Origin of the sequence: Pseudomonas sp. CFBP 13711 (assembly GCF_014842265.1) — a bacterium.
GTDB lineage: Bacteria > Pseudomonadota > Gammaproteobacteria > Pseudomonadales > Pseudomonadaceae > Aquipseudomonas.
In genome coordinates this window covers 362,254-378,128 of sequence record NZ_JACYVI010000003.1, presented here as the reverse complement: position 1 = coordinate 378,128, position 15,875 = coordinate 362,254, and the positions used below count along the sequence as shown (strand labels likewise).

General features: G+C 61.4%; 16 protein-coding genes. 6 read left to right on the top strand and 10 right to left on the bottom strand.

The window, feature by feature from the left end; genetic code table 11:
* Window positions 1-97: 97 nt before the first annotated feature.
* The 3 genes from IFT47_RS08785 (at window position 98) to IFT47_RS08775 (ending at window position 1,692) form a co-directional block, all read left to right on the top strand.
* Window positions 98-508 carry a PA0061/PA0062 family lipoprotein gene (locus tag IFT47_RS08785; RefSeq protein WP_192172338.1) on the top strand — a complete coding sequence of 137 codons (411 nt, stop codon included), beginning with the start codon at window positions 98-100 and terminating at the stop codon, window positions 506-508.
* A gap of 309 nt (window positions 509-817) precedes the next feature.
* The gene (locus IFT47_RS08780) at window positions 818-1,537 is read left to right on the top strand and encodes a zeta toxin family protein (RefSeq protein WP_342345367.1); all 720 of its coding nucleotides are present in this window, start codon (window positions 818-820) and stop codon (window positions 1,535-1,537) included.
* Entirely contained in the window at window positions 1,534-1,692 is a 159-nt protein-coding gene (locus IFT47_RS08775; protein ID WP_192172339.1) for a hypothetical protein, read from the top strand. Before IFT47_RS08780 ends, IFT47_RS08775 begins: the two co-directional genes overlap by 4 nt.
* A 99-nt stretch (window positions 1,693-1,791) precedes the next feature.
* On the opposite strand, the gene IFT47_RS08770 is transcribed toward IFT47_RS08775, so the two are convergent.
* From IFT47_RS08770 to IFT47_RS08760, 3 genes are all read right to left on the bottom strand, one after another.
* Window positions 1,792-3,183, bottom strand: coding sequence for a sensor histidine kinase (locus IFT47_RS08770; protein ID WP_192172340.1), 1,392 nt, complete (start codon window positions 3,181-3,183; stop codon window positions 1,792-1,794).
* Window positions 3,161-3,844 (bottom strand): response regulator transcription factor, encoded by a 684-nt coding sequence (locus IFT47_RS08765; protein WP_062387311.1) that lies wholly within the window; start codon window positions 3,842-3,844, stop codon window positions 3,161-3,163. Before IFT47_RS08765 ends, IFT47_RS08770 begins: the two co-directional genes overlap by 23 nt.
* A gap of 359 nt (window positions 3,845-4,203) precedes the next feature.
* Window positions 4,204-5,127: a formate/nitrite transporter family protein gene (locus IFT47_RS08760; RefSeq protein WP_192172341.1), complete on the bottom strand. Its 924-nt coding sequence runs from the start codon at window positions 5,125-5,127 to the stop codon at window positions 4,204-4,206.
* Between the two features lie 174 nt (window positions 5,128-5,301).
* Between IFT47_RS08760 and IFT47_RS08755 the strand changes: the two genes are divergently transcribed.
* Window positions 5,302-5,787: a GNAT family N-acetyltransferase gene (locus IFT47_RS08755; RefSeq protein ID WP_192172342.1), complete on the top strand. Its 486-nt coding sequence runs from the start codon at window positions 5,302-5,304 to the stop codon at window positions 5,785-5,787.
* A gap of 461 nt (window positions 5,788-6,248) precedes the next feature.
* Here IFT47_RS08755 and pncA read toward each other — a convergent pair whose 3' ends face one another.
* From pncA to IFT47_RS08730, 5 genes are all read right to left on the bottom strand, one after another.
* Entirely contained in the window at window positions 6,249-6,899 is a 651-nt protein-coding gene (pncA, locus tag IFT47_RS08750; protein WP_192172343.1) for a bifunctional nicotinamidase/pyrazinamidase, read from the bottom strand.
* Window positions 6,900-6,963: 64 nt separating this feature from the next.
* Entirely contained in the window at window positions 6,964-7,929 is a 966-nt protein-coding gene (locus tag IFT47_RS08745; protein WP_192172344.1) for a D-2-hydroxyacid dehydrogenase family protein, read from the bottom strand.
* 195 nt (window positions 7,930-8,124) lie between these two features.
* Window positions 8,125-8,778, bottom strand: coding sequence for a DUF1345 domain-containing protein (locus IFT47_RS08740; RefSeq protein ID WP_192172345.1), 654 nt, complete (start codon window positions 8,776-8,778; stop codon window positions 8,125-8,127).
* Between the two features lie 170 nt (window positions 8,779-8,948).
* Entirely contained in the window at window positions 8,949-10,292 is a 1,344-nt protein-coding gene (gudD, locus tag IFT47_RS08735) for a glucarate dehydratase (protein WP_192172346.1), read from the bottom strand.
* Between the two features lie 86 nt (window positions 10,293-10,378).
* Complete coding sequence (locus tag IFT47_RS08730) at window positions 10,379-11,728, bottom strand: MFS transporter (protein ID WP_192172347.1); 1,350 nt, start codon at window positions 11,726-11,728, stop codon at window positions 10,379-10,381.
* 346 nt (window positions 11,729-12,074) lie between these two features.
* Between IFT47_RS08730 and IFT47_RS08725 the strand changes: the two genes are divergently transcribed.
* A complete protein-coding gene (locus IFT47_RS08725; protein WP_244655909.1) occupies window positions 12,075-12,788 on the top strand; it encodes a FadR/GntR family transcriptional regulator in 714 nt (237 codons plus the stop codon).
* 255 nt (window positions 12,789-13,043) lie between these two features.
* On the opposite strand, the gene IFT47_RS08720 is transcribed toward IFT47_RS08725, so the two are convergent.
* Window positions 13,044-14,189, bottom strand: a complete 1,146-nt coding sequence (locus IFT47_RS08720) for an alpha/beta fold hydrolase (RefSeq protein WP_192172349.1) — start codon at window positions 14,187-14,189, stop codon at window positions 13,044-13,046.
* Window positions 14,190-14,206: 17 nt separating this feature from the next.
* Entirely contained in the window at window positions 14,207-14,533 is a 327-nt protein-coding gene (locus tag IFT47_RS08715; protein ID WP_192172350.1) for a helix-turn-helix domain-containing protein, read from the bottom strand.
* A 196-nt stretch (window positions 14,534-14,729) separates the two neighbouring features.
* Here IFT47_RS08715 and IFT47_RS08710 point away from each other — a divergent pair, with 196 nt between their 5' ends.
* Window positions 14,730-15,815 (top strand): CdaR family transcriptional regulator, encoded by a 1,086-nt coding sequence (locus tag IFT47_RS08710; protein WP_192172351.1) that lies wholly within the window; start codon window positions 14,730-14,732, stop codon window positions 15,813-15,815.
* Window positions 15,816-15,875 lie beyond the last annotated feature (60 nt).

Below are 15,875 nucleotides of genomic sequence, written 5' to 3'. Positions count from 1 at the left end.
TGGATTCATTTGTTGTTCATCCGCGGCCAACGCACCCTGCGCCCCTCGACATTCCACCCTGCACATCAGGGTTTTTTTCAACTGCCGAGGTCGTGCCATGAAAGCCAAATCGTTATTGCTGGTTCCTATGTTCAGTCTGGTCGTGTTGCTCTCCGCCTGCGCCGGTCCCATGCCCAAAGCCGACCCGAGCGAGGCGTGGATCAGCTTGCAGGAACAGCCCGCCGACGTGCTGATGGCCGAGGCCCTGGATGGCAAGCGCCTGAATGACGGGCGCTTCTTCGAAGTCAAACCCGGCGCCCACACCCTCGACGTCAACCTGATCGTGGAGCGCAGCGGCGACAACGGTGAGATGAACTGCGAGACCGGCATCCAATACGGCCAGTTTCAGGCGGGTGAGCATTACAAGCTGGTGGAGTCCAGCCTGGGCGAGGAATACCGGGTGAAACTTGAAGATGCGAAAGGTAGTTCGCTTGGGCACAGCGTGGACTTCACGTGCATGCCGGGGTGATGGGAAGACTGCTTTGTGGTTCGGGTGATGTCGCGCACTGTCACGCGGCACACCTGATCCATGTGTGAGCTTGCTCACGAAGACGGCATTCCGGCTGCCGGATAATGAGCGGCTTTACCGGCCTATTCGCGAGCAAGCTCGCTCCCACAGGATTCGTGTTTCCTGCGTGGCAGTGTGCACGAATCCACATCCGTGAATGCTCACCAGCGCGGCCTGTTTCGTTTTGTGACGTCGGATAGGCGCAGTCGAAGCGCCCGTGAATACTGCGCGGCGCTGGACTGTCGCGACTTCATAAAAGGATGGGTGACTGTGGATACGGATGATCGACGGATATCAGAAGAGGCTGTTGTTTTTGCCAAGGCGAACAGGAAGGAGATTGCGAGGAGGCTGACGGATCCATTGGTTTACGTGCCTGATGACTGTCCCGTCTCAATCTTCATGGCGGGATCCCCGGGTGCAGGAAAGACGGAGACATCCATCGAATTCATGAACAGATTCGAGTCTTCTACCGTGCGGATTGACCCTGATCTTCTGAGGGCAGAGATTCCGACGTATACAGGTGGAAATGCCTACCTTTTTCAACATGCGGTTTCAGTGCTGGTCGAGAAACTTCACGACCAGGCACTGAAGCAAAAGCAGTCATTTCTACTGGATGGGACGTCAGCGAATTTCGATATTGTCGCGCGGAACATCCGTAGGTCCGTTGGGCGCGGAAGATTTGTGCTCATCATCTACGTGTATCAGGACCCTGCACTGGCCTGGATATTCGTCACCGCAAGAGAGCAAGTCGAGGGGCGCAACATCCCTCTAAGCGAATTTGTCAGGCAATACTTCAGCGCAAGGGACGCAGTAAACCGCCTCAAAAGCGAGTTCGGTCATGCGGTCACCGTTGATGTGCTTCTCAAAAATGACAAGGGCGGGAGTCGGTTGTATCAGGAAAATGTTCAGCGTGTTGACGACCACATCCCTGAAAACTACGATCCAGCGTCACTACTCAGGATGCTGAATGCACACGAGGGATTGAAATGAGTTCGCCTGACAAGCCTTTACCAAAACTGAAAAGGACCCTTTCCGACTTCGTCCGCAACGCCACCTTCGAGGAGAAGGAACGGGTTTATCTGGAGGTCATGGAGAAAGCCTGGGCGCGGCAGGAAAAGATCATCGAGCAAGCCCGGAAAATGTAACGCCCCCCAATAACAAAGCCGCCCTTGAGGCGGCTTTGTCGATTTTGCTTGCAGCTTGCAGCTTGCAGCTTGCAGCTTGCAGCCCAAAGCCCCACCCCTTCACCCCAACGCCAGCACCCGTCGGCATTCCAGCACCAGACTCGCGCCCCCGGACGGGCTGCTGCCGATGCGCAGTTTAAAGCCGTGCAGATTCACGATCGCAGCGACGATCGACAGCCCCAGGCCGAAGCCGCTTTGCTGATTGCCGTTCTCGCTGCGGTAGAAACGCTTGAATACCGCTTCGCGTTCGGCATCGGGGATGCCGGGGCCGGTGTCCTGAACTTCGATGAAGGTGGTTTCCCCTTCGGCGCGGGCGATGAGCAGGACTTGCCCGCCCGGCGGGGTGAACTTGATCGAGTTGCTCAGCAGGTTCGACAGCGCCTCGAACAGCAGCGCGCGGTCACCCACCAGCGGCGGCAGGTGCTCGGCGACTTTCAGCTGCAGAGAGACGCGGCCTTCTTCGGCCAGCGGCAGGTAAAAATCGTGCAACTCCTGCAACAGCGGTTGGGGATCGAGCTGACCGAACGCCGAACGCCGCTGGTGATCTTCCAGCTCTGAAATCCGCAGCAGCCCGCGAAAGCGCGCCATCAGCGTGTCGGCGTCGGCGATCACCTGGGCCATTTGCTCGCCCAGCGCCGAATCTTCCGGCGACTGCTGCTGAATCCGGTACAGCTGCGCGCGCAGCCGGGTCAGCGGGGTACGCAGGTCGTGGGCGATGTTGTCGCAGACGCCCTTGACCTCGTTCATCAGGCGCTCGATGCGGTCGAGCATGGCGTTGACGATGTCGGCGAGCATGTCCAGCTCGTCGCGGCGGTCCGACACCGGCAGGCGGCGGGCCAGATCACCGGTGACGATGGCCTCGGCGCTGGCCTGAATCGCCCGGATGCGTTGCAGCGGCCGGCGTCCCAGCAAGTGCCAGCCAGCGATACCCGGAATGATCGTCAGCGAAATGCCCCACAGCAGCGCGCGCAGAATCAGCGTGGTCACGGCGAACAGCGAACCGTTGTCGCGCACCAGAATCAGCCAGCGATCATCCAGCGTGTGAATCGCCACGGCGTCGCAGCCCGAGCTGGGCAGGTCTGGGTCGTCGGAGTCGATGCAGGTGGCCAGTTCCTGGATTTCCCCGGTCAGCTTGAGGCCGTCGGGAATGCTCTGGATCGGGCCACTGATGGGATTCATGTCCTTGTCGAACAGCCCGTAGGCGTCGACCGAACGCATGTCGAATTTGTCGCTGGTGCGTAACGCATCGTCCAGCTGCGCGCCTTCGAATCGCGAGAACAACTGCTGGCGCTGCATCAATGAGTGGCGGGCGAGGGTGTTGAGGTAACTGGTGACTTCCCAGTACAGCACCCCCATGAGGATGCTGCTCCAGGCCACAAACAGGAAACTGTACAGCGCCAGCAGCCGGCTGCTGGAGGAGCGCCAGCCCTTAGACGGGTTCGGCAATGACATAACCTGAGCCTCGAACGGTACGTATCAGCGGCGTCAGGGTAGGGGGATCGATTTTCTTGCGCAAGCGACCGATGTGCACGTCGATCAGGTTGGTGCCGGGGTCGAAGTGATAACCCCAGACTTCTTCGAAAATCATCATGCGGGTGATGATCTGCCCGCTGTTGCGCATCAGGAATTCCAGCAGCTTGTATTCGGTGGGCAGCAGGTTCAGCGGCTGCCCGGCGCGGCTGGCTTCACGGGTGATCAGATTGAGTTCGAGGTCGGCGACCTTGAGCATGGTCTCGGCCTGAGTCCCCGGATTGCTGCGGCGCAGCAAGACTTCCACACGGGCGGCCATTTCGTCGGAGGCGAAGGGTTTGGACAGGTAATCATCCCCACCCGCGCGCAACCCGCGCACCCGCTCATCTACATCGGACAGCGCGCTGATCATCAGAATCGGCGTGGCGATACCCAGGGCGCGCATGGTGGTGACAATCGCCAGACCGTCGACTTCCGGCAGCATGCGATCGAGGGTGATCAGGTCGTAATCGCCGCTGACCGCGCGGACCAGGCCCTCGCGACCGTTGTCGACCCAGTCCACCTGCAGGCCGTGGCTGCTCAGTTCGGCAACGATTTCCTTCGCGGTGACGGCATCGTCTTCGATTGTCAGAATTCGCGTCATGTGAGATCAGGGCCACGTGAGAGGACAGAAGGCTGCATTTTGCCTTTAAACGTAGTCGGGATTTCTTAAAAATAATTTAAGAAGGGCATGAGGGGCGTTTTGGTGCTAGCCAGCGCGCCGGGGGGAGTGGGCAGGCGCTCGATTCCTGACAGGTCAGCGATCAGTGTGGGAGCGACCGGGGTGGCGCTCCACCTTGCTCGCGAGTGCGTTGTATCAGGCGACCCTTGACTGTCAGGTCCGACGCCTTCGTGAGCAAGCTCACTCCCACATGACCTGTGTCAGACTCAGGTACACCGGTCACCCCCACATGACCAGTGTCAGACCCAGGCACAACGGTCACTGTCACATTTCCTACCGCTTCAAGCGCCTTTCCGATCGGATTCAGCTTTGGGCTGACGCAGTTCTTGCTTCAGCTTTTCGTCCAGCGCTTTCTTCTGGCCTTTCTTGTCCGGCGTTTCGCCTTCGCTGCGGATCTGCGCATGGCTGATCAACGCGAAGATGAAGCTGCCGCCAATGATATTGCCACCCAGCGTCGGGCCTGCGAATGTCAGCCAGAAATCCTTCCACGGCAGCTCGCCGGCGAACACCAGATACGAGACCTCGGCGGAGCCAACGACGATGTGGGTGAAATCCCCCAGCGCCATCAGGTAGGTGATCATCACGATGATGGCGACCTTGGCCGATTCCATGGACGGGATCATCCACACCATGGTGGCGATCATCCAGCCGGAAATAATGCCTTTGGCGAACATTTGCCCGCTGTCGTTCTCCATCACCTTGCGGCCGATTTCGAGGAAAGCCTGGTCGGTCTTGGTGTCGAAGATCGGCAGGTGCAGCATGACGTAGGCCACCAGCAGCGTGCCGCACAGGTTACCTACCAGCACTACGGTCCACAGCCGCAACAGGCGGACGACGTTTTTCAGCGTCGGCTTGCTCATCACCGGCAGCACGGCGGTCAGGGTGTTTTCGGTGAACAGCTGCTGACGGGCGAGGATCACCGCCAGAAAGCCTGCGCAGTAGCCGAAGCTGGCGATAACTTTGAAGCCTTCGGCATCGGGCAGGCGAGAGTTCAACAAGCCCATCGCCATCAGCGACAGGCCCATGGTCAGCCCGGCCGCGAGGGCCGACCAGAACAGCGCGGCGACGTTGCGCTCCAGTTCCTGATCGCCCTGCATGCGGATCGTTTCGTGGAGGACGGCAGCGCGGGGCGGCTGGTTTTCGTCGATGTCGCGTTCTTCTTCCGCCGTGAGGCCGGGGGTCTTGCCGTCTGGTTCGTGTTCCATGGCGATCCTTTGGATGATTCAGTGCTCTTGGGCAGAGCATTCTGCTTTCGATGTTCGAGGGAGGCGGCGGCTGGCGTGCACGTGCTTGCTGCGCGGCGCTGCTGCTTGAGACACAATCCGTCACCCGTCGTTCGCCAACGGCGGCAGCCTTTTCACTGACCCGGGAGCCCCCCTTTGAGCCTTCACATCCGCGATGCCACCCGTGACGACGCCGCCGTCATCCTGGGCTTTATCACCGAGCTTGCGATCTACGAAAAAGCCGAGCACGAGGTCAAGGCCAGCGTCGCTGACATTGAGCGCAGCCTGTTCGACGAAGCTTCGCCGGCCAAGGCGCTGATCTGCCTGCTGGACGGCCAGCCCATTGGTTTCGCAGTGTACTTCCTGAGCTATTCCACCTGGCTGGGCCGCAAGGGCCTGTACCTTGAGGATCTGTACGTGTCCGCTGCGCATCGGGGCGCCGGTGCCGGCAAGAAACTGCTGCGCCATCTGGCCCGGATCGCCCATGACAGCGGCTGCGGTCGTCTGGAGTGGAGCGTGCTGGACTGGAACCAGCCGGCGATCAACTTCTACAAATCAATCGGCGCCGAGCCCCAGGACGAGTGGGTGCGTTACCGGATGGAGGGGGAAGGGTTGAAACGCTTTGCCTTGGGAGAAGGTTAAGACCTCCTGTTGTGGGAGCGCCACCCCGGCCACCCCCGCAGGTTTTGCAGCAACCGGAAATCCCTGGCCGAACCACCATCCCGTGGGAGTCGAGCTTGCTCGCGAAGACTGACTTTCAGCCGCCGGAGAAAGTGGCTGAATGTCCCGGCCTCTTCGTGAGCAAGCTCACTCCCACAGGTTTTGCAGCAACCGGAAATCCCTGGCCGAACCACTATCCCGTGGGAGTCGAGCTTGCTCGCGAAGACTGACTTTCAGCCGCCAGAGAAGGTGGCTGAATGTCCCGGCCTCTTCGTGAGCAAGCTCACTCCCACAGGTTTTGCAGCAACCGGAAATCCCTGGCCGAACCACCATCCCGTGGGAGTCGAGCTTGCTCGCGAAGACTGACTTTCGGCCGCCAAAGAAAGTGGCTGAATGTCCCAGCCTCTTCGTGAACAACCTCACTCCCACAGGGGGCTGTGTGTTTATTCAGTGAGCTCTGCGCTGTCGATCCGGTTGACGCCCGCCAGGGCCATGTCTTTCCAGGCCTGGTCCAGCGAGCCGTTCAGGTCGATGGCCTTGCACGCGTCGGCGATCACCCAGGTGTTGAAACCAGCCGCCCGGGCGTCCAGCGCGGTCCAGGCCACGCAGAAGTCCAGCGCCAGACCGACCACGAACACGCTGTCGATACCACGCTCGCTCAGATACCCGGCCAGCCCGGTGCGTGTTGTGCGGTCGGCTTCGACGAACGCGGAATAGCTGTCGATGCCGGCGTTGCAGCCCTTGCGCAGGATCAACTGCGCGTGGGTGATATTCAGATCCGCATGCAATGCAGCGCCGTGGCTGCCTTGCACGCAGTGATCGGGCCACAGCGTCTGCGCGCCGTAGGGCAGGGTGATGCTTTCAAATGGCGCGCGACCGGCATGGCTGGACGCAAACGACACATGCCCGCGCGGGTGCCAGTCTTGGGCCATGACCACATTGCGAAACTGCGCGCCGAGGCGGTTGATCAGCGGCACCAGCGCATCGCCCTCGGCCACGGCCAGCGCGCCGCCGGGCATGAAGTCGTATTGCATGTCGATCACCAGCAACGCGGCGCGGGGGTCGGAGGGCAATCGGGAAAGCGGCGTGGTCATCATCTGAGTCCTTGATGCAGTGAGTCTTGAGGCTGGGTCTTGAGGCGATGAGTGAAGAGCGCGGTCAGGCAAACACGCGGATCGGCGCGCCAGCGTGCCAGGCCTGAATGTCCTCGATCATCTGGCTGAAGAACATCCGGTAGTTGTTTTCAGTGACGTAACCCACGTGAGGCGTGGCCAGGACGTTGGGCAGCGTGCGGAACGGATGATCGGCCGGCAACGGCTCGACGCTGTAAACGTCCAGCGCGGCGCCGGCGATTTTCTTCTGCCTGAGCACCTCGACCAGCGCGTCTTCGTCGACGATCGGCCCGCGGGCGGTGTTCACCAGATACGCCGTCGGCTTCATGCGCTTCAGCGACTCGGCATCCACCAGCCCGCGACTGCGCTCGCTGAGCACCAGGTTCACCGACACCACGTCCGCTTGCTCGAACAGTGCCTGCTTGCTGACGTACGTCACGCCATGCTCGGCGGCGCGTTCGGCTGTCAGGTTCTCGCTCCAGGCAATGACTTTCATGTCGAAGGCCTTGCCGTAGCGGGCGATCTTTTGGCCGATGCTGCCCAGGCCGACGATGCCCAGGGTCTTGCCATACAGGTCGCTGCCGATGCCGATCTGCCAGTCGCCCGCGCGCAGGGAGTTGGCTTCGGCGACCAGGTTGCGGGTCACGCCCATGATCAGCGCCCAGGTCAGTTCCGGCGCCGCGTACTTGTAGCTGTCGGTGCCAACCACGGTGATGCCCAGGCGTGCGGCGGCCTTCAGGTCCAGCGCCGCGTTGCGCATGCCGCCGGTGACCAGCAGTTTCAGGTTGGGTAGCTGACTGAGCAGGGCTTCATCGAAAATCGTGCGCTCGCGCATCACGCAGAGGATCTGGAAGTCCTTGAGGCGGGCGACCATGGCATTAGTTTCGGCCGGGTAGTCATGCAGAAAACTGACCTCGCCGATCGGCTTCAATACGGTCCAGTCCACAACGTTTTCAGCGACCGATTGCCAGTCGTCGAGTACGGCAATCTTCAACCCGGAATCCTGAGTCATTGAGCGAGGCCTCGTTCAGCAGCGATGTTGGATTTTGTGGCGCTCACAGTACGCTTGCCTGCACGGCTCTGGAAGCCCGAAACCGCTTGGAATGGGCTTCTTTGTGGGAGCGACCGGCGTGGCACAGATCCCGAGTCAACCCGGATCCTGTGGGAGCGAGCTTGCTCGCGAAAATGCCAGTACCTGCGCTAAATGTCAGTTAAACAACCCGGCCGCGATGTTGATCGAGAACCCCAGAATCGAGGTGTTGAACACAAAGCCGATCAGCGACTGCGCCAGGACTACCTTGCGCAAGCCGCGGGTGGCGACGCCGACGTCGGAAGTCTGCACGGCGACGCTCAAGGTGAAGGAGAAATACAGAAAATCCCAGTAGTCCGGGTTCTCCTCGCCATCGGCAAAGCGCAGCGCCGGCTTGTCGCCGCGCCAGGTGTAGAACACCCGGGCGTAATGCAGGCTGAAGACCACGCCGATCAGCAGCCATGAGCCAAGGATGGTGAAGCCGGTGAAGGCGTAATGCAGCGCTTTGTCGGCGTCCTTCATGTCCTGAATGCCGGCCAGCTCCAGGATGATCGCCGCCAGGCTGGCAATCGCCGCCACGCAGACGACGAACAGGACCACGCCGGCGTTCTCGTCCTCGATTTCCGCGACCCGGCGCACGTCATCCGCGCTGGATTTGAAGGTGCGGCGCATGATCATCGCCATGTACAGCCAGCCGGCGACGTTCCAGCCGATCAGGCATTTGCTGATCACTGAAATATCCGGGGCGATGAACGCGCTTGCAATACCGGCGGCGACGCCGACGAGGGTGGCAATGGTCAGGCGAGGGTGGGTCTTGGCAAGGCGGGACATAGAGGACTTCACGGCAGTGAGATGCGCAAACAGTAGCACGCGGCCGCTATGGGAGATGATGAAGAAAAACGGCGCGCAAGGGGTTACGCGCCGGTCGCCATTTGGCAATTTAGGTGATTCTGTCCGGTCGCCGCTGTTCAGCCGCAGGGGGGCCGGCTCGGGTCAGTCGATCAGCGCACCAGGCACGGCTGCTTGTTGTTGAACGTCCAGTTCGGCACCAGGAACTGCATGGCGACGCTGTCATCCCGCGCACCAAGGCCCATGCCTTTGTACAGCTCGTGGGCCTTGGCCACCTGGTCCATGTCTATCTCCACACCCAGCCCGGGCTTCTTCGGCACCTGCACATTGCCGCCGATGATCTGCAGCGGTGCCTTGGTCAGGCGCTGGCCGTCCTGCCAGATCCAGTGGGTGTCGATGGCGGTGATGTTGCCCGGCGCAGCGGCGGCGGCGTGGGTGAACATCGCCAGGGAAATATCGAAGTGGTTATTGGAGTGCGAACCCCAGGTCAGGCCCCATTCGTTGCACATCTGCGCGACGCGCACCGAACCCTGCATGGTCCAGAAGTGCGGGTCGGCCAGGGGGATGTCCACCGATTGAAGCTGGATGGCATGACCCATTTCGCGCCAGTCGGTGGCGATCATGTTGGTGGCGGTGCGCAGGCCGGTGGCGCGACGGAATTCAGCCATGACTTCGCGGCCCGAGTAACCGTTCTCGGCGCCACACGGGTCTTCGGCATAGGCCAGCACTTTGTGCTGATCGCGGCACAGACGCACCGCTTCTTTCAGCGACCAGGCGCCGTTCGGGTCGAGGGTAATGCGCGCTTTCGGGAAGCGTTCGGCCAGTGCCGTGACGGCTTCGATTTCCGCATCGCCGCTGAGCACGCCGCCCTTGAGTTTGAAGTCCTCGAAACCGTATTGCGCATAAGCCGCCTCGGCCAGACGCACCACCGCGTCCGGGGTCAGTGCTTCTTCGTGACGAACGCGAAACCACGCATTGTCAGCATCGGCTTCGGTGCGATAGGGCAGGTTGGTTTTGGTCTGGTCACCGACGTAAAACAGGTAGCCCAGCATCTTCACTTCATCACGCTGCTGTCCTTCGCCGAGCAGTGCGGCGACCGGCACTTCAAGGTGCTGACCTAGCAAATCCAGCACCGCCGCTTCAATGCCGGTCACCGCGTGGATGGTGATGCGCAGGTCGAAGGTCTGCAGGCCGCGACCGCCGGCATCGCGCTCGGCAAAGGTGCGGCGCACGTCGTTGAGGATCTTCTGGTAGTTGCCGATGCTGCTGCCGACCACCAACGTGCGTGCGTCTTCGAGGGTCTGGCGGATTTTCTCGCCGCCGGGGATTTCACCCACGCCAGTGTTGCCGGCGTTGTCCTTGAGGATGACGATGTTACGGGTGAAATACGGGCCGTGGGCGCCGCTGAGGTTGAGCAGCATGTCATCGTGGCCAGCCACCGGAATGACCTGCATGTCGGTGATGACGGGGGTGCTGCCGGAAGTCTGTGTGTTCATCGCTAAATCCTTGGTAATACCGAGCGCGGCGTGGCGCTTTCTTTAAGAGGTTCAGAACGTCGAGTTCAGCGCTTGGAGCGCCTGACTCAGGTGTGGCTGGGCGTCACGTCGACCTTGGCCACCGGCACCGCGCCGGGCTTGGGCGTCGTGCGCACGGTGAACACCAGAATCGCGGCGATGATCGAGGTGACAGTCAGGCCATACAGGCCGCCCTGGATCGAACCGGTCTGCTGTTCGAGGATGCCGAAGGTGGTCGGCGCAACGAAACCGCCCAGGTTGCCCACGGAGTTGATCAGCGCGATGACCCCCGCGGCGATCCGTGCATCCAGATAGCCCTGGGGGATCGGCCAGAACAGCGACGACGCCGACTTGAAGCCCATCGCCGCGAAGCAGATCGCAACAAAGGCAAACACCGGACCGCCCGTGGTCGACATGAACATCCCTGCTGCCGCGATCAACAACGCGACGGCCACCCACGCTTGCTGGTGCTTCCACTTGGCCGACAGCGAGGCGAAGCCGTACATGCAGACGATGGCGATAAACCACGGGATCGAGTTGAACAGGCCGACCTGGAAGTCGGTGAGGTCGCCCATCTTCTTGATGATGCTCGGCAGCCAGAACGTCGCCGCGTAGATGGTCAGCTGGATGAAGAAGTACATCAGGCAGAACAGGATGATCTGCGGGTCCTTGAGCAGCTTGCCGATGGACAGCTTGACCGGGTTGGCCGCTTCGCGAGCCTTCTGTTCAGCGTCGATGGTGTTGACCAGCGCGTCCTTCTCGGCCTCGGTCAGCCATTTGGCGTCGTGGGGTTTGGAGTCGAGCCAGAACCAGACGAAGAAGCACAGGCCGACGGAGAACATGCCTTCGATGAAGTACATCCACTGCCAGCCGTGGTAGCCCAGCGCGTCGATCTGCAGCAACAGGCCGGAGAGCGGGCCGGAGATCACCGACGCGAAGGCCGAGCCGCTGAGGAAGATGGCGATGGCCTTGCCACGCTCGACGCCGGGCAACCAGCGGGTGAAGTAGTAGATCACGCCCGGGAAGAACCCGGCTTCGGCCACGCCCAGCAGGAAGCGCAGGATGTAGAAGTGGGTTTCGGTCTGAATGAACGCCATGCAGGCGGCGACGATGCCCCAGGTGAGCATGATGCGGGTCAGCCAGATGCGCGCGCCGACTTTCTGCAGAAGGATGTTGGAGGGGACTTCGAACATCGCATACGCGATGAAGAACAGGCCGGCACCGAAACCGTAGGCGGCCGCGCCGATACCCAGGTCATGTTCCATGTGACTACGCACGAAGCCGATGTTGACCCGGTCGATGTAGTTGACGATGAACATGATGACGAACAGCGGCAGGATGTGTCGTTTGACTTTCGAGACCGCCGATTGCAGGACGGAATCGGAGGCGTCATCCGCCCGTGTTGAGGATGTGTTCACTCTGGTAACTCCCACTGATTATTTTTATGCGGGTGGTCAAGCACGTTGTGTGTGACAAGGTGTGTAGCCTTGTTGCCAGTCATCATACAAGTAATGATGGCCTTGGCAACCGGATTTACGGGGGTTGCAAGAAGTATTTCGTCGGGCTAGGCTCGCCTGTCTGACAAGTGGAATGAGTTGCTGGGCGCTGCTGTTTGGCGCTGTTTTCGGGGTTCCTGGCCGTTTCGCGATGAGTTTCCGGCGAGTGGCTGAGTGCGTGCATCGAGCGCGGGTGGTCAGGAAAATACAAGTGGATGGCAGGCCTCTGCGGCCGCCGTTCTTTTCGGCACTTATAGGACGACTTTATTTGAACAGCACCGGACCCTTGCCACCCAAGCGTCGCCAGCACAGCCTGGCGACGGACCTGGTCACCGACCTGAGTCAGCGGATCCTGATGGGCACCATTGCGCCGGGTGCGAAGTTGCCGTCGGAGAGCGAGATCGTCCGCGAGCATGGCGTGAGCCGCACCGTCGTGCGCGAGGCGATTTCCAAATTGCAGGCGTCCGGGCTGGTCGAGACCCATCAGGGCAAAGGCACCTACGTGCTGGCGCGTTCGGAGCAGAGCGGGCTGCACCTGAAGGTGGAAACCGCGTTCAGCGTGCGGCACATCATCGAACTGCGCATGGGCCTGGAAACCCAGGCCGTCGCCCTGGCCGCGCAACGCCGCAGTCAATCACAGCTAACGGCGATGCGCGCCGCGCTGGATGATTATCAGGACCTGCTGGCCAAGGAAGACAGCTGCGTCGAAGCGGACCGACGCTTTCATCTGCTGATCGCCGAGGCCACCGGCAATCCGTATTTCGTGGAGATCCTGCAGAACCTCGGCATCGCCGTTATCCCGCGCAGCCGCATCGCCACCAGCGAACGTGCCGGGGCGAGCCTCACCCACAGTGCGTATCTGGCCAACCTCGAACACGAAGCCATCCTCGCCGCCATCCGCCGCCAGGACCCCGACGCCGCCCGCGCCGCAATGTGGACTCACCTGAGCAATAGCCGGGAGCGCCTGGCGCCGGTGGAGTGATGGCGCGGGATTGATGGGAATGCAGTAAGTGAGAGTGACTGCGGCCAATAGTGGGACTGGCTTTAGCCGGGAAGGCGTCGGGTGTCACACCGCGAGATGTGTGTTGCTCTCACTGGCCTCTTCCCGGCTGAAGCCGGTCCCACTATTTGAACGCGGTCTTCCTGTAGGACTGGCTTTAGCCGGGAAGGCGTCGGGTGTCACACCGCGAAATGTGTGTTGCTCTCACTGGCCTCTTCCCGGCTGAAGCCGGTCCCACTATGGGGACGCCAGAACCTCCATCATCACCCCCGACTGCCACTCGAAATACGGATTGAACGTCAGCCGCGCGAAGGCTTTGCCCGGTTCACGATGGCCCCAATCCGAATACCACACCGGCTCGCCATTCAGGCATTTCTGCATGTCGGCGGATGACTGGCCGTTCCAGCAGATCCGCTGACGGCCATTCACCCCGTACAACGGGTTTGCAGGTGAGAACATCAACCCCATGTGCGAGAACTGGGCGATGCGGTATTCCGGCAGGAGATCGCTGCGCACCCGCACCTTCGGGTTTTTCTGCGCCGCAGCCGGGTCGTTGCCGTACCAGATCAGCCGGCTGAGCGGATGGGTGAAGCGCGCGTTGAAGCTGTCCAGCACGTAACCGGTATCCAGCACCGAGTCGTGCTCGGTAATGGCGACGAACACCGGCTTGTCGTAGGCCCCTTTGTCGAGGTGCTTCTGCGCCAGCAGCGCGCTGCGGTAGAACTGGGCGAAACCGTTGGTGGGCACGTTCAGGTAGCGGACCGGCGTCTGCATCGGGCGCACGCCATTATCCGGTTTCGCCAGCCAGGGGCGAAGCCAGCCGATGTATTGAGTGACCCAGGCGTAGGTGTTCGCAGGTTTAAACGCCGGAGAGAACAGCACCAGGCCAGCGATATTCGGGTGCTCGTAGGCGTAATCCAGCACCAGATTCGCACCTGTCGAAAACCCGCCCAGATACACCGTCGGCACCTCCCGCTCAAGAAGCTGCGTCTGCTCGCGCACCACCTGCTGCCACTGACTGAGCGTCACATCCAGCATGTCCGCCGGCTTGCTGCCATGCCCCGGCAGCAACACCGTGCGCACCAGAAACCCCTGCGCCGCGAGCGCCTCGCCGACGTCATTGAACGACCACGGCGAGTCGCCGAGGCCATGGACCAACAAAATCCCCCGCGTGGCTGGCGCTTTGGGCCGCCATTCCCGAGGTGCATTCCACTCGATCTCGGTAGGGTGATCAGGCGTCTGAAAGGTCCGGTTCTGTTCCATCCAGGCGATGGTCTGCTGGCGATATTCGGCAAAACTCGCCTGCCCCAGGGGCACCTCGGTGGAGGCGCAGGCCTGAAGGGTCAGGGCGGAGAGGAGGAGGGTGAGACGGTGCAGGGCCAAATTGAGTTCTCGCGTGTTCAGATGTCCAGTTGATCGGGCCGGATGCCGAACGCCTGGGCGATTCTTTCTCGAGTCTGCTTGCGGGGACGCGCCACCGATTCCTGCTGGGCGTAGGCGGGTTGGGAGATACCGAGTCGTCCGGCGACAAGCTCCTGGGTCAGATCCAGATACTCGCGCCACGCCCGAATTGGCGTTGAGCCGTCGACAATCCGGCTGACGACTTCGTGGGGGATCAGATCTTCCCCACCGTGCTGGCTGACGTACTCTTCATAGGGGATGACCACGAAGGCGGGTTTGCCGTCGGGGCCGTTGATGATCTGGATGTTATTAGTAGGTGCGCTCATCGTTGTTATCCGATCAACCATGCTTTGGCGTCCTTATAAGACTTCCATAAGTCTGGCGTGGATATTACTTATAGTTGAAATCCCATGCTAGGGGCCAATCGCGCCTGGACCAAGATTCAGGCAGACTCCCACCACCCACAAAAACAAGACCTGATGTGTATGAACCCTCAACTCCTTTGCTGCGCAGACACCCCTCATGTTCGCCCTTGACCACGCCCTGGCCCAGGACATCGTCGACCGGACGATGGCGATTTTGCCGTGCAACGTCAACGTCATGGATTACCTGGGGATCATCATTGGTAGCGGCGAGGCCAAGCGGTTGTATACACGGCATGAAGGGGCGCAGCTGGTCCTCGCCAACAGCCGCGTGGTGGAGATCGATTCGCACACCGCCCGGCAGCTCGACGGCGTGCGCCCGGGGGTGAATCTGCCGCTCATGCTGGATCAGAAACTGATCGGCGTGCTCGGCATCACCGGCGAGCCGGATGATGTGCGGGTCTACGCGGAGCTGGTGAAGATGACCGCCGAGATGCTCATGGAGCATCGACGCCAGCAGGCCGATCAGCAATGGCGGCATCAGCGCAGTGAAGATTTGCTGTCGCGGCTCTTGCTCGGCGACAGCGCTGCCCATCTGGTCGCCGAAGCTGAACAGCTGGGTTTGCAGCCGCAGTTGCCGCGCCAGGCCGTGTTGCTCGAACTGCCTGAAGGCGCGACCTATGCCGGTGCGATGAGTGCGTGGCTGTTGGGGCGTTACGCCAACAGCTGGTGCCTGCCGTGCGAGCCAGGTTTGATCTACTGGTGCCGCGCGGTGGGCAAGGACCGCGACGACGCCTTGCTGCTGGCGCTTTTCGACGAACAGGGCTGGCCCGTGCAACGCATGGCGACCGTCGAACCCTCGGCGGACCTGGCCTCCCTGCGCGCCGCCTGCACCGCCGCCCGCGACCTGCTCGATTACGCGCGCCACTTGCGGCCGACCGTAAAACTGCTGCGACTGGCCAGCCATCGCGTCGCGCTGCTGTTCTGGCGCAACCGCCACGACTGGTTGGCCGAAGGCATCGCCGAGCCGATCAAGCACCTGCTCGATAACCCGCAATTGCTCGACACCCTGCGCGCCTGGTTCGACTACAGCGGCGAGAGCCAGGCCTGCGCTGACGCACTGGGCATCCATCGCAACAGCCTGCGCTACCGGCTGGAGAAAATCGCCGAACTGACCGGCTGCGATCCCTATCGGACTGAGGACCTGCTGCGCCTTTATCTCGGCGCGCAGATGGTGGTCAACTAAGGCGCTGTCGCAGCGTTGTTCGTATGAACAACCGAGCGAGCCACCTGTTGTGCAAGCGTA